The sequence below is a fragment of the Burkholderia anthina genome (genome assembly GCF_902498995.1).
GTDB classification, from domain to species: Bacteria; Pseudomonadota; Gammaproteobacteria; order Burkholderiales; family Burkholderiaceae; genus Burkholderia; species Burkholderia anthina.
In genome coordinates this window covers 179,980-193,800 of the sequence record NZ_CABVLY010000014.1, presented here as the reverse complement: position 1 = coordinate 193,800, position 13,821 = coordinate 179,980, and the positions used below count along the sequence as shown (strand labels likewise).

Below are 13,821 nucleotides of genomic sequence, written 5' to 3'. Positions count from 1 at the left end.
CGCGCTGCTGCCGGCCGGCGGCGCACTCGCGAGCCAGACGCTCGCGCCGCTGTCGCCGCTCGACGTGCCGCCGTGGACGCGCACGCCCGGTGCGCCGCTGCTGTCGCCGCCGTACGGCCTGCCGGGCGCGCACGAGCGCGACGTGATCCGTCGCAGCGCCCGCGCGCCGGCGCTGCCCGGATCCGGCTCGTCGATGACGCCGCTCGCCGACCTGTTCGGCGACATCACGCCGAACGGCCTCGTCTACGAGCGCCATCATGCGGGCGTGCCCGATATCGACGCGCAACGCCATCGCGTCGTCGTGCACGGCCTCGTGCGCGAGCCGCGCATCTTCACGATCGACGACCTGCTGCGCTTTCCGTCCGAATCGCGGATCCACTTTCTCGAATGCTCGGGCAACACCGGCAGCGAATGGAACGGCCCGAGCGGACTGCCCGTTCAGTTCACGCACGGGCTGCTGTCGTGCTGCGAATGGACCGGCGTGCGGCTGTCGACGCTGCTCGACGAAACCGGCATCGATCCGGCCGCGCACTGGCTGCTCGCGGAAGGCGCGGACGGCGCGGCAATGACGCGCAGCCTGCCGCTCGACCGGATTCTCGATCGCGCGCTGGTCGTCTATGCGCAGAACGGCGAGCGGCTGCGGCCCGAGAACGGCTATCCGGTGCGGCTGATCGTGCCGGGCTTCGAAGGCAACACGAACATCAAGTGGCTGCGGCGGCTGAAACTGGTGCGCGCGCCGGAGATGACGCGCGAGGAAACGTCGAAATATACGAACCTGCTGCCGAACGGCTGCGCGCGCCAGTTCGTGTTCGAGATGGACGCGAAATCGGTCATCACGCGGCCGTCGGCCGGGTATCGGCTCGCGTCGCACGGCTATTACCCGATCGGCGGCTATGCGTGGTCGGGGCGCGGCCGGATTCGCGCGGTCGACGTCTCGACCGACGGCGGCCGCACCTGGCGCGCCGCACGGCTCGCGGGCGACGTGCGCGATCGCGCGCTGACGCGCTTCGAGGCCGACTGGGTCTGGAACGGCGAGCCGGCCGACCTGCAAAGCCGCGCGACCGACGACACGGGCTACGTGCAGCCGACCCGCGCCGCGCTCGTCGCCGCGCGTGGCGTGAACTCGCAATACCACTACAACGGCATCCAGAACTGGCGTGTCGGCGCGGACGGCGAGGTGCGCAATGCCTAAGCCGATTACGCGCCGGATTGCATCGTTCGCGGTGGCGTCATCGATCAGCTGCGCGCTCGCCGCACCCGCGTTCGGCGCGGGCTTCGGCCTCGGCCAGCCGGTCGACCGCGCGACGATCGCCGCATGGGACATCGACGTCGCCCCCGACGGCAGCGGCCTGCCGCGCGGTGCGGGCACGGTCGCGCGCGGGGCGCGCGTGTTCGCGGACACATGCGCGATGTGTCACGGCCCCGCCGGCCAGGGCGGCGTCGGCGATCCGCTCGTCGGCGGGATCGGCTCGCTCACCGACGCGAAACCGAAGAAGACGGTCGGCAGCTACTGGCCGTATGCGACGACGCTGTTCGATTACATCCGGCGCGCGATGCCGTACAACGCGCCGCAATCGCTGAGCGCGGACGATGTCTATGCGGTCACCGCATACGTGCTGCACCTGAACGGCATCGTGCCGGACGACGCGACGCTCGATGCGCGCACGCTGCCGCGCGTGAAGATGCCGAACCGCGATGGTTTCGTGGCGGATCCCAGGCCGGGAAGGCTGTGACGCATCCGCGCCCGGGCGAGCGGGACGGAGAGTGATCTTCCGCGCAGCCCGGGATGGTGTGCACGATATTTTCGTCAGGCGGCCAACGCCCGTCTTGACCACACCTTCGTCGCAGCGCCCCGCCATCGCCATCGCCGTTCGACAGCCGGGCGCCCCCCTGCGAATTCAGGCCGCAGACGCGCCAAGCGCGGCGAACTCGCGCCGCTCGGGCCGCTGCAGCCCCAGATGATCGCGCAGCGTATGCCCCGCATAGTCGCGGCGAAACAGCCCGCGGCGGCGCAGCTCGGGCAGCACGAGTTCGATGAAATCGTCGAGGCCGCCCGGCAGGGTCGGCGCCATCACGTTGTAGCCGTCCGCGCCGTACCGCACGAACCGCTCCTCGAGCGCGTCGGCGATCTGCTCCGGCGTGCCGACGAGCTGCCAGTGGCCGCGCGCGCCCGCGATGCGCAGATACAGCTCGCGTATCGTCAGGTTCTCGCGGCGCGCGAGTTCGAGCGTCAGCGTCTGTCGGCTCTTGCTCGCATTCGTTTCCGGCAGCGGCGGAATCGGGCCGTCGAGCGGATACGCGGAGAGATCGACGCCGCCGGTCAGCCCCGACACGAGCGCGAGCCCGACCCTCGGGTCGATCAGCGCCTGCAACGCGTCGAATTTCTCCCGCGCTTCGCTCTCGGTGCGGCCGACCACCGGAAATACGCCGGGCATGATCTTCAGCGTGTCGGGGTCGCGGCCGAAGGCGGCGAGTTGCCCCTTCACGTCCGCATAGAATGCGATCGCGTCGTCGAGCGTCTGCTGCGCGGTGAAGATCACCTCGGCCGTGCGCGCGGCGAGCCGCGTGCCGGCCGGCGACGAACCGGCCTGCACGACGACCGGATGCCCTTGCGGCGAGCGCGCGACGTTCAGCGGCCCGCGCACCTGGAAAAAGCGGCCGCGATGATCGAGCACGTGGCGCTTGCCGGGATCGAAGAAGCGTCCCGCCGCGCGATCGCGCACGAATGCGTCGTCGTCCCAGCTATCCCACAGCCCGCGCACGACGTCCGCGAATTCTTCGGCGCGCGCATAGCGTTCGCCGTGATCGAAATGCGCGTCGCGGTTGAAGTTGCGCGCTTCGTGCGCGCTCGACGACGTGACGAGGTTCCATCCGGCGCGGCCGCCGCTGATGTGATCGAGCGACGCGAACTTGCGCGCGATGTGGAACGGCTCGTTGAAGCTCGTCGACGCGGTGCCGACCAGCCCGATGCGTTCGGTGACGGCCGCGAGCGCCGACAGCAGCGTCAACGGCTCGAACTGCGCGACGTAGCTGTGCGCGGTCCGGCTCAGGAATTCGACATCGTCGCCGCGCGTGCCGACGCCGTCCGCGAGAAACACGAGATCGAACTTCGCGGCCTCCGCCGCCTGCGCGAGCCGCACGTAGTGGCGAAAGTCGACGCCGGCATCCGCCTGCGAGCCGGGATGGCGCCAGGCGGCGATGTGATGGCCGGTGGGGTACAGGAACGCGCCGAGGTGCAGATGGCCAGTGCGGGTCGTCATCGGGAAAATTTCCGGAAAGAGGGCTGCGCGTGCAGCCGGAGCGGGCCACGCGCCCGTTGACGCCGGTGCGTGGTCGCGCGGTTCAGTGCGTGATCGCCGATCGTCCGCGCATCGCGCGGCAGCGGCTTGCCGCCGGCAATCGTTGGCATATCGAATCAATGCCGGTCGGGAGCGTGCATCGGCACGCCGCGTCGATACGCGGCCCGCTCGGGACGACCTCCAGCTGCCCGAGGCGCGAACGTCCCGACGATCGATTGCGCACGCGCGCCCGGCCCGTACGATCCTTCGATCGCTCGCCACAAGCGGCACCGCAAAGTATAGGGACGCCCGCGGCGCGCGTGAAAAACCGATTTCAGCTTTGGTTATGCGCGCGCCGGGAATGTCAGTGCTGGATGCCCCAGCGGCGCACCGTCACGCGCTCGAGCGTATCGAACACGAGGTGCTCGACGAGCAGGCCGATCACGATGACGGCCGCGAGCCCCGCGAACACGCGGTCGGTATACAGCTCGTTGCGGTTCTGGAAGATGTACCAGCCGAGCCCGCCCTGCCCCGCGCTCGCGCCGAACACGAGTTCCGCCGCGATCAGCGTGCGCCACGCGAATGCCCAGCCGACCCGCAGCCCCGACAGGATCGACGGCAGCGCGGCCGGCACGAGGATCAGCGCGATCTGCCGCAGGCCGGTGAGCCCGTAGTTGCGCCCGGCCATCTTCAGCGTGGCCGGCACGCCGGCGAAACCGGTGTACATGCTGAGCGCGAGCGGCCACAACACCGCATGCACGAGCACGAACAGCAGGCTGCCGGTACCGAGCCCGAACCACAGCAGCGCGATCGGCAGCAACGCGATCGACGGCAGCGGATTGAACATCGACGTGAGCATCGTCAGCACGTCGCGGCCGATGCGCGTCGACACCGCAAGCGAGGTCAGCACGAACGCGAAGAACACGCCGAGCGCGTAGCCGCGCAGCAGCACCGACATCGAGATGCCCGTCTTCACGAGCAGTTCGCCCGACTCGATGCCCTGCACGAACGCCGCGAGCGTCGCGCCGAAGGTCGGCACGAGCAGATCGTTCGCGACGATGCGCGCGACGATCTCCCACGCGGCGATCAGCACGAGCGCGATGACGCCGCGGCGGAACCAGCCCGCATCGGCGATGCGGCGCAACAGCGGAGCGGGCGCCGCGCGTTCGGCGTCGGGCGGCGTGTCGAGCGTGCGCTCGTACTCCGCGCGCACGGGCGGCAACGGCGGCAGGACCGGGTCGATCGTGCTCATGATGCGGTGTCCTCCGGGTTCGTCGCGCTCGCGACGCCGGTCGCGTCGGTATCGAACAGCAAATGATGAATGCGTGCGACGCTGTCGCGGAAGTCGCCGGTGCCGACGTTCTCGAGCGAATGCTCGTGGCTGTTGAGCTCCGCGCGCACGCGGCCCGGATGCGGCGACAGCAGCAGGATCCGGTTGCCGACGACGAGCGCCTCCTCGATCGAATGCGTGACGAACAGCAGCGTGAAGCGGAACTCGTCCCACAAGCGCAGCAGTTCCTCCTGCATCTTGCGGCGCGTGAGCGCGTCGAGCGCGGCGAACGGCTCGTCCATCAGCAGCACGCGCGGCTGCATCGCGAGTGCGCGCGCGATCGCGACGCGCTGCTTCATCCCGCCGGACAGCGTATGCGGATATGCGTCGGCGAACGCGGCGAGTCCGACCTTGTCGAGATAGTGCAGCGCGCGCTCGCGCGCTTCGGCACGCGACAGCCTGGCGGCCGCACGCAACGGAAACGCGACGTTCTCGGCGACCGTCTTCCACGGCGGCAACTGGTCGAATTCCTGGAACACGACGATGCGGTCGGGGCCAGGCCCGTGCACGGGACGGCCGTCGAGCGTGATCGCCCCCGACACGGGCTCGATGAAGCCGGCGATCGCCTTGAGCAACGTGGACTTGCCGCACCCCGACGGGCCGAGCAGCACGAAGCGGTCGCTGCCGTACACGTCGAAACTGACCTGATGCGTGGCGCGCACGATCCGCGCGCCGCTCCGGTATTCGAGATTCACTCGATCGATGGCCAGCAGACGTTCGCTGCGCGCGTCGGCCGGTGCGGCCTGCGGCGCGGTACGTGCATCGGATGCCGCACGCGCGGCCGGCGCGGCGGCGCCGCGCGCCGCATACGGCGGCAACCAGGTTCGGGGGGAAGTGGCATTCACGATCGAGACTCTTGCGAAGAAAACATCAGCATGCGGCCGTGCGCGGCACGACCCAACCAACGATTGCGCATATCGAAACCGGATCGACGTATAAGCGTCGATCGCGCTGTCGCAGCGGCACCGGCGCTCAACTGCCGCCGGCCGTCGCCGGATCGTCGAAGAAGTAGTCGCGCCACGATTTCGGCTCGTTGCGGATCGCACCGGTGCGATACATGAACTGCGCGAGCCGCAGCGTGTTCTGCGGCGCGGTCTTGAACTGCACCTGCGGATTGCGCAGGATCTTCAGCAGCAACGCGCGATCGATCTTCGAGCCGTTCACGCGGATATACGTGTCGGCCGCGCGCTCGGGATCGGCCGCGATCTGGCGAGCCGCATCGGCCAGCGCGGCGACGAATGCGCGGTACGTCTTCGGGTTGTCGTCGCGGAATTTCTGCGTGGCGTACAGCACCGTCGCGGAGCTCGGGCCGCCGAGCACGTCGTACGAATTCAGCACGATATGCGCGCCCGGATTGCCCGCGAGCTCCTGCTCCTGGAACGGCGGATTGCCGAAGTGGCCGGTAATCACGTTGCTGTTCGCGAGAATCGCGGCCGTCGCATCCGGATGCGGAATCGCCTGCGTCAGCGCATCGAGCTTGTCGAACTCCTTGTCGCCCCACTGCTTCGCGGCCGCGTACTGCAGCACGCGCGACTGCACCGACACGCCGACGGCCGGCACCGCGATCCGGTCCTTCGCGCTCAGGTCCGCGATGGTCTTCACGTTCGGGTTGTTGCTGACGAGGTAGTACGGAAAATTGCCCAGCGACGCGACGCCCTTCACGTTCTGCCGGCCGCGCGTGCGATCCCACACCGTCAGGAGCGGCCCGACGCCCGCGCCCGCGACATCGATCGCGCCGGACAGCAGCGCGTCGTTCACGGCCGCGCCGCCCGACAGCCGCACCCAGTCGACCTTGATGTCGACGCCGGCCTTGCGCCCTTCCTTCTCGATCAGTTGCTGGTCGCGCGCGACGTTCAGCATCAGGTAGACGACGCCGAACTGCTCGGCGATGCGGATGCTGCCTTCCGCATGCGCGGCTTGCGGCAGGCCGGCGCCCGCGAATGCGAGCGCGGCGGTGAGCGTGGCGGCCAAAGCGCGGCGCGCGGACAGGGTCGTGCGGCTGAACGCCGGCGAAAGCGAAAACGACATCGGAACTCCAGTGATCCAGTCGGAAAGGGACAGCGGAACGCAGCGGCGCGCGACTCAGAACGGCGCGTCGCCCTCGATCGTCGTGCGGTACAGCTTGCGGCGCAGATGGTCGGGCGTGCCGGCCGCGAGATGCATCAGCGAGCGGTTGTCCCAGAACACGAGGTCGTGATCGCGCCAGTGGTGCCGATACAGGTGCTCCGCACGCACGCTGTGCGCGAACAGCGCGTCGAGCAGCGCGCGGCTTTCGTCTTCGGGCAGGCCGACGATGCGCGTCGTGAAATGCTCGCTGACGAACAGCGCGCGACGGCCCGTTTCCGGATGCGTGCGCACGACCGGATGCACGACCGCCTCGACCTGCGCGATCTGCTCGGGCGACAGGTTCGGCCGCCACGGGTTGCGCGCCTGCAGTTCAGCATAACGGGCGAGATACGTGTGCTCGGCGCGCAGCCCGTCGGCCGCGCGGCGCAGATGCGCGGGCAACGTGTCCCACGCGAGATGCATGTTCGCGAACAGCGTGTCGCCGCCCTCGGCCGGCAGTTCCTGCGCGTGCAGCAGCGAGCCGAGGCTCGGCTTTTCCTTGTACGACAGGTCGGAGTGCCAGAAATGGCCGGCGTCGCCGAGCCCGATCGGCTTGCCGTTCTCGACGATGTTCGACACGATCAGCACGTCCGGATGCGCGGGCAGCGCGAACTGATGCAGCACGTGGGTCTGCAGCGGCCCGAAGCGGCGGCTGAACGCGATGTGTTCCGCCGGCGTGATGCGCTGGTCGCGAAACACCAGCACGTGATGATCGAGATGCGCGCGGTGGATACGCGCAAAACCGGCGGCGTCGAGCGGCTGCGACAGGTCGATGCCGACGACTTCGGCGCCCAGCGGCGCGTCGAACGCCACGATGTCGAACTGCTGCGCGCCGGCGTGCGGCGGCAATACGGGCCGTTGGCCGGCGAACGTCCACTCGGTGGCGCGGATGGCGGGAGTCGTCACGATACAGCCCTTGTTTCGGTAAAAAGCCGAATCTACGAGCGCGTGCCGGACTGCGTCAACGAAGCGATTTCGATACGTTTATCTGCTGTAGCGATAAAGATCGCTGCTCGGGCGGCGGGCCCGACGGGGCATGCCGCCACGGCGCCGCACCCAGGCTGTCCCGCGCCGCCCGACACGTCGTAGATCTGCCCGGTCACGTGGCTCGCGCGCGCCGATGAACCCCATCCCGGTCAGGAGGCCGAGCGGCAGCCGCATCGGGTCGAGCGCCGGGAACGCATCCTGCGGCTTGCCGGCCTGCGGCAGCAGCGCATTGATCGGCAGCATCGACAGGCACGCGGCCAGACACACGAGGATCGTCGTGCGCAACCCGGCCGCCTTGCCGGATTCACTCCGGTCGAGGCCGATCAGGCCGCCCGCGAGCAACGCCCGCCCAACCCTGACGAACATCTCGTGCCGTTGAGGTACGACCGGCATCGGCTTCATGCGCGTTTCCATGCACGTCGTCGTGCGTGATGCGCCGCGGTACGACCGCGAACGGCGCAAGCGGTGCGCAAGGTTCGGGCCCGGTTCTGGCATGCGTCATGCCGTACCGCCCCACGGGCGCGCGCATCGTGTCGCGCGGCAAAACGGCTTGTCGAAACGGCCCATCCGGTCGATCCGAATCCGGTCGCTCATGCGTCGCCATACGCACGGCCCGCACCTTGACCGGTCGTTCGGCCGGACCGGACAATATGCATTCGCCTCGTGCGCCGCACGGGTTCGAATCCCCCACCGATACGACAGACGAGACGCGCGACACCCGTCGTCGCCCGCGCGCGCCGCAGCGCGACGCCCCCCTTACGAAGGAGTTCGACCATGCTTACGCAGAAAACGAAAGACATCGTCAAGGCCACGGCCCCCGTCCTTGCGCAACACGGTTACGACATCATCAAATGCTTCTACACGCGGCTGTTCAACGCGCATCCGGAGCTGAAGAACGTGTTCAACATGGCGCACCAGGAGCAGGGGCAACAGCAGCAGGCACTGGCGCGCGCCGTCTATGCGTATGCGGAGAACATCGAGGACCCGAGCAGTCTCGCGGCCGTGCTGACGAACATCGCGAACAAGCACGCGAGCCTCGGCGTGCGGCCCGAGCACTATCCGATCGTCGGCGAGAACCTGCTCGCCGCGATCAAGGAAACGCTCGGCGACGCGGCGACCGACGACATCATCTCCGCGTGGGCGCAGGCTTACGGCAACCTTGCCGACGTGCTGATGGGCATGGAAAGCGGACTGTACGAACAGTCGTCGGACCGCCTGGGCGGCTGGACCGGCTGGCGCACTTTCGTCGTCCGCGAGAAGCGGCCCGAGAGCAGCGTGATCACGTCGTTCATTCTCGCGCCGGCCGACGGCAAGCCCGTCGCGAACTTCGAGCCGGGCCAGTACATCAGCGTCGCCGTCGACGTGCCCGCGCTCGGCCTGCAGCAGATTCGCCAGTACAGCCTGTCCGACATGCCCAACGGGCATACGTACCGGATCTCCGTGAAGCGCGAAAGCGGCGGCACCTGTCCGCCCGGCTACGTGTCGTGTCTGCTGCACGATCATGTGAACGTCGGCGACGAGATCAGGCTCGCCGCGCCGTACGGCAGCTTCCACATCGACGTCGATGCGAAGACGCCGATCGTGCTGATCAGCGGCGGCGTCGGGCTGACGCCGATGATCAGCATGCTGAAGCGCGCGATCCAGGATCCGCAGCGGCAGGTCGTGTTCGTGCACGGCGCGCGCAACAGCGGCGTGCATGCGATGCGCGACCGGCTGCGCGAAACCGCGAAGACGCACGCGAACTTCAAGCTGGTCGTGTTCTACGACGACCCGCTGCCGCAGGATGCCGAAGGCAGCGACTACGACCGCAAGGGGCTCGTCGACGTGAACGCGATCAAGGACACGCTCCTGCTGCCCGATGCCGATTACTACATCTGCGGCCCGGTGCCGTTCATGCGGATCCAGCACGATGCGCTGAAGAACCTCGGGATTCACGAGGCGCGGATCCATTACGAGGTGTTCGGGCCGGACCTGTTCGCGGAATGACGGGAAGGCGCCGCATGCCGCGCGACGCGTGCGGCGCCGGATTGCCGACGCGGAGTGCGCGTCGGCTCCGCAGCCGGTCATTGAATCGTTCGGGTCGTTCTCGCCTGCCGCACGGCCGTGCCCCGGCCGTCGCCGTTGAAACCTCCGCCAGCCGCCGGCTTCGCCGGTCACGGGCGGCGAACTGCAGCGTCACGGCACGGAACATCGCCCTCTCCGCATCCGTTCGGATACGAATTCCCCTTTTTTTCACGTTCTCTTCATTACTGGTTCCCGATCGGGTACGAAATGCCGATTCGAAAGCAGCGAACGCCCATTCGTTTCTGAGCGAATACGAAAACCTGTCCGAACGCGCGAGTTATGCAATACTGTTCCCGATCAGATACGAAGCACGGAGAACGTCATGTCGGAGAGTCAGCCTGTCGATACGATCGGCGCGCTTGCCCACCTTATCCGGGCCGCGCGGCTCCAGCAGGGTTTCACCCGCGATGAACTCGCGAACGCCACCGGGCTGTCGCCGAAATTCATCAGTCAGGTGGAAGCCGGAAAGCCGACCGCGCAAATCGGCAAGGTGATGCTGCTGCTCGGCGAGCTCGGCGTGCGCCTGTACGCGGCGTCGTCGGTCGAGATTTCGGAAGAAACCGCGCGCAAGGCCGCGCAACGCCGCAGGAGCGCCCATGGCGGCTAACACGCTGATCGCCTCCGCAAACGGCGTGCGCATGGGCACGCTGACCGACGACAAAGGCATCTGGTCGTTCGCGTACGACGCGCAGTGGCGCGCGTCCCCGGCGGCCTACCCGCTGTCGCCGGCGTTCCCGTTGCGTCCCGACGCGTTCGTCGACACGTCCACCGATCGCCCGGTCCAGTGGTTCTTCGACAATCTGCTGCCCGAGGAAGGCATGCGCATGTCGCTCGCGCGCGAGGCGAAGGTCGATGCGGCCGACGCGTGGGGCCTGCTCGCGTACTTCGGGCGCGAGTCGGCCGGCGCGCTCACGTTGCTGGCCGACGGCGAGCACGAGGCGCCCGGAAGCCTGCAGCCGCTGCCGCTCGACGAACTCGAGCGCCGGATCCAGGCGATGCCGCAGCGCGCGCTGACGGCCACCGCGCCCAAGCGCATGTCGGCGGCCGGCGCGCAGCAGAAGCTGCTGCTGGTGCTGCGCGGCGACGCGCCCGACTACGCGCTGTTCGAACCCGTCGGCAGCGAGCCGTCGATGCACCTGCTCAAGCCGGACATGCGCGCGGCCGGCTACCCGCATTCGGCGATCAACGAGTTCTTCTGCATGAAGCTCGCAAAGCGGATGGGGCTCGACGTGCCGGACGTGCATTTCCTGCGCGCGCCGTCCGCGTGCTACGTGATCGATCGTTTCGACCGCGACGTCGCGTCGAAGCCGGCCGGGCGCGTGCATACGATCGATGCGATGCAGCTGCTCAACTACGACCGCGGTTTCAAGTACCAGCGCGCGAATGCACAGGAGCTCGCGCGTGCGATCGATCGCACCAGCACGCGTGCGCTGACGCGCCTGTCGGTGTTCCGCTGGACCGTGTTCAATGTGGTGGTGGGCAATGCCGACGCGCATCTGAAAAACCTGTCGTTCTTCGTCGATGCGCGCGGCTACCGGCTCGCGCCGTTCTACGACATCGTCAGCACGGTGGTGTATCACACGCCGACGCACCGCCCCGAGCATCGCGGCGATGACTGGCCGCACTGCGAACTGACGATGCCGCTCGGCACGGCGACGCGGTTTGCGGACATCGACGTGCATGCGCTGATCGCGTTCGGCCAGGCGCTCGGGCTCCGGGAGAAAGCGGCGGCCAGCGAATTGCAGCGCTTTCTCGAACCGCTCGACCGCAACGTTGCGCTGACGCTCGATGAAGTGCGGGAGATCGCACGGCCGGATGCGGGGGAAGTCCGGCTGTTGAATTCGATCGTGGCGATGCCGGTCGCGGAGATGCGGCAGGCGCTGCGGCCGACGCTCGGGTGAGCGGGCATGCGCGCGGCCTGCCCGGCATGCCGCGTTCGTCCACACGCCGCGGTACCGCACCGGGTCTTTCCATGCCCGTCAGCGGCGAACCGCAAACGCATCGACTCCCGTCAATGCCGCGGACCGCGCCCATAAACGCGCCGCATCCTCGGGATCGATCGCGTGCGGCCGCACACCGGCTTCCTCGTCGCCTTGCGTGACGACCGCGATATCGCAGTCCTCGCAGTACACCCCGCCGATATCGGCGAGACGCGGCGACGTTGCGGCCCATACCTGGGTCGCCGCGCCCTGCGCCGGCGTCTTGAAGGTCGGATCGATGGGCTCGCCGTGCGCGTCCACCCATCCCTGCGCCATCATTTCTTCGCGTGTCAGGTGACGCTGCAGCGGCGTCGCGATCTTGCCGGGGTGCAACGAATAGGCCCTCACGCCGCTGGACGCACCAAGCGCGTCGAGCTGCACCGCGAACAATGCGTTCGCGGTCTTCGACTGTCCGTACGCGAGCCATTTGTCGTATGCACGGGCGAACTGGAGATCGTCCCAGCGGATCGGCGACAGCCGGTGTCCGAGCGACGACACCGCAACCACGCGAGCACCGTGGCCATGCGCGAGCGCCGGCCACAGCCGGTTGACGAGCGCATGGTGACCGAGGTGATTGACGGCGAACTGCGACTCCCAGCCCTGGCCGACACGCGTCTCCGGGCACGCCATGATGCCCGCGCTGTTGATCACGATGTGCACGTCGCGCCGCGCATCGACGAACCGGGCGGCAAATACGGCCACACTCGCGAGATCGGCGAGGTCGAGTTCTGCGACTTCGACGCCGGTGATGCCGTGCATCGCGTCGCGCGCGGTATCGGCGCGCCGTGCGCCGACCACCACGTGCGCGCCGGCCCGCGCCAGTGCACGCGTCGTTTCGAGGCCGAGTCCCGAATGGCCTCCCGTGACGATGGCCGTTTTGCCGCGAAGATCGAGTCCGCTCAGGACGTCGCTCGCCGTCGACGCGGCATCGAATCCGGAATGAAGGGGGTGCTGCCTGCTCGTCATTGAAGCCTCCACGCATGCTGCGTCAAGCACGCGGCCGCCCGTCGGCTGCGTCGCTGTACGGACCATTCTGCGGACCGGCGCCCGAACTGTGAATGCAATAGAATCCGGTTTTTCGTCGAGATCGTCCGGGGCCGTACGTGGATCCGCTATCCGAAGTGCTCTCGCTGCTGAAAACGCGCGACTCGTATTTCACCGGCCTGCGCGCCGGCGGCGAGTGGGCCGTCGACCTTCCGCCGCCCGAAGGCATCAAGTTCAATGCGGTCGTCGAAGGACGCTGCTGGCTGACGGTCGACGGCGCGGGCCCCCCCGTGCAGTTGCAGACGGGAGACTGCTTCCTGCTCGCGTCGCCGCGGGCATTCACCCTCGCGAGCGATCCGTCGGTGGCGCCGCTCACCGTCGCCGACGTGTACCGCAATGTCGAACGCGGCATCGCCCACTATGGCGAACCGGCCGATTGCTTTCTGATCGGCGGCCGGTTCTCGTACGACGAGGGCATGCCGCTGCTGCTCGGCAGCCTGCCGCCCGTGGTGATCGTGAGCGGCGAATCCGACCAGGCGGCGGTCCTGCGTTGGGCGCTGCAACAGCTTGCGCAGGAATTCGGTGCGTCGTCGCCGGGCGCATCGTTGATGGTCCGCCATCTCGGGCACATGATGCTCGTGCAGATACTGCGGTGCTACGTCGATAGCGGCGCCAACAGCGATGTCGGGTGGCTCGCCGGCTTCGCCGATGCCCGCGTGCGCGCCGCGCTTGCCGCGATCCACGCGGCCCCGGCGCGACACTGGACCGTCGACGCGCTCGCAGCCTGCTGCCACGTCTCGCGTTCGACGTTCGCGCTGCATTTCAAGCGACGGCTGGGATTCGGGCCGCTCGAATATGTGCTGCGCTGGCGGATACAGCTCGCGATGCGGGAACTGCGACGCTCGGACGCATCCATATCGACGGTGGCGCAAATGCTCGGCTACGACTCGGATAGCGCGTTCGGCCATGCATTCAAGCGCATCGTCGGCTGCTCGCCGAGCGCTTATCGCCATGAAAAGGCCCGCGCACCGGACGGTCAGCCGCGCGACGCGCTCGACGCCGGGCCTGGCTGACGTTCATTCAGGGTTCAGTT

The 13,821-nt window shown here is 68.3% G+C and carries 12 protein-coding genes and 1 pseudogene; 6 read left to right on the top strand and 7 right to left on the bottom strand.

Annotated features, from left to right (window positions below):
- Nucleotides 1-4 precede the first annotated feature (4 nt).
- Complete coding sequence (gene soxC / locus BME24068_RS19310) at nt 5-1,192, top strand: sulfite dehydrogenase (protein WP_244962174.1); 1,188 nt, start codon at nt 5-7, stop codon at nt 1,190-1,192.
- Complete coding sequence (locus BME24068_RS19305) at nt 1,185-1,733, top strand: c-type cytochrome (protein WP_174927048.1); 549 nt, start codon at nt 1,185-1,187, stop codon at nt 1,731-1,733. Before soxC ends, BME24068_RS19305 begins: the two co-directional genes overlap by 8 nt.
- 165 nt (nt 1,734-1,898) lie before the next feature.
- Here BME24068_RS19305 and BME24068_RS19300 read toward each other — a convergent pair whose 3' ends face one another.
- The 6 genes and pseudogenes from BME24068_RS19300 to BME24068_RS19275 all read right to left on the bottom strand — a co-directional run.
- On the bottom strand, nt 1,899-3,260 hold the full coding sequence (locus tag BME24068_RS19300; RefSeq protein WP_174927047.1) for an LLM class flavin-dependent oxidoreductase: 1,362 nt from the start codon (nt 3,258-3,260) through the stop codon (nt 1,899-1,901).
- A 382-nt stretch (nt 3,261-3,642) separates the two neighbouring features.
- The gene (locus tag BME24068_RS19295) at nt 3,643-4,530 is read right to left on the bottom strand and encodes an ABC transporter permease (protein ID WP_096507004.1); all 888 of its coding nucleotides are present in this window, start codon (nt 4,528-4,530) and stop codon (nt 3,643-3,645) included.
- Nucleotides 4,527-5,453, bottom strand: coding sequence for an ABC transporter ATP-binding protein (locus tag BME24068_RS19290; protein WP_420887561.1), 927 nt, complete (start codon nt 5,451-5,453; stop codon nt 4,527-4,529). Before BME24068_RS19290 ends, BME24068_RS19295 begins: the two co-directional genes overlap by 4 nt.
- 127 nt (nt 5,454-5,580) lie before the next feature.
- Nucleotides 5,581-6,636 (bottom strand): ABC transporter substrate-binding protein, encoded by a 1,056-nt coding sequence (locus BME24068_RS19285; protein WP_174927046.1) that lies wholly within the window; start codon nt 6,634-6,636, stop codon nt 5,581-5,583.
- Between the two features lie 54 nt (nt 6,637-6,690).
- A complete protein-coding gene (locus tag BME24068_RS19280; RefSeq protein WP_174927045.1) occupies nt 6,691-7,620 on the bottom strand; it encodes a TauD/TfdA dioxygenase family protein in 930 nt (309 codons plus the stop codon).
- A 210-nt stretch (nt 7,621-7,830) separates the two neighbouring features.
- A pseudogene (locus tag BME24068_RS19275) lies at nt 7,831-8,103 on the bottom strand (MgtC/SapB family protein); the annotation flags it as partial.
- 372 nt (nt 8,104-8,475) lie between these two features.
- Here BME24068_RS19275 and hmpA point away from each other — a divergent pair.
- The 3 genes from hmpA (at nt 8,476) to BME24068_RS19260 (ending at nt 11,666) form a co-directional block, all read left to right on the top strand.
- Nucleotides 8,476-9,687 carry an NO-inducible flavohemoprotein gene (gene hmpA, locus BME24068_RS19270; RefSeq protein ID WP_096507009.1) on the top strand — a complete coding sequence of 404 codons (1,212 nt, stop codon included), beginning with the start codon at nt 8,476-8,478 and terminating at the stop codon, nt 9,685-9,687.
- A gap of 400 nt (nt 9,688-10,087) precedes the next feature.
- A complete protein-coding gene (locus BME24068_RS19265) occupies nt 10,088-10,372 on the top strand; it encodes a helix-turn-helix domain-containing protein (protein WP_174927044.1) in 285 nt (94 codons plus the stop codon).
- Entirely contained in the window at nt 10,362-11,666 is a 1,305-nt protein-coding gene (locus BME24068_RS19260) for a HipA domain-containing protein (RefSeq protein ID WP_174927043.1), read from the top strand. Before BME24068_RS19265 ends, BME24068_RS19260 begins: the two co-directional genes overlap by 11 nt.
- 78 nt (nt 11,667-11,744) lie before the next feature.
- On the opposite strand, the gene BME24068_RS19255 is transcribed toward BME24068_RS19260, so the two are convergent.
- Nucleotides 11,745-12,710 (bottom strand): SDR family NAD(P)-dependent oxidoreductase, encoded by a 966-nt coding sequence (locus BME24068_RS19255; RefSeq protein WP_174927042.1) that lies wholly within the window; start codon nt 12,708-12,710, stop codon nt 11,745-11,747.
- A gap of 137 nt (nt 12,711-12,847) precedes the next feature.
- Between BME24068_RS19255 and BME24068_RS19250 the strand changes: the two genes are divergently transcribed.
- Entirely contained in the window at nt 12,848-13,801 is a 954-nt protein-coding gene (locus BME24068_RS19250) for an AraC family transcriptional regulator (RefSeq protein WP_174927041.1), read from the top strand.
- Nucleotides 13,802-13,821: the final 20 nt, after the last annotated feature.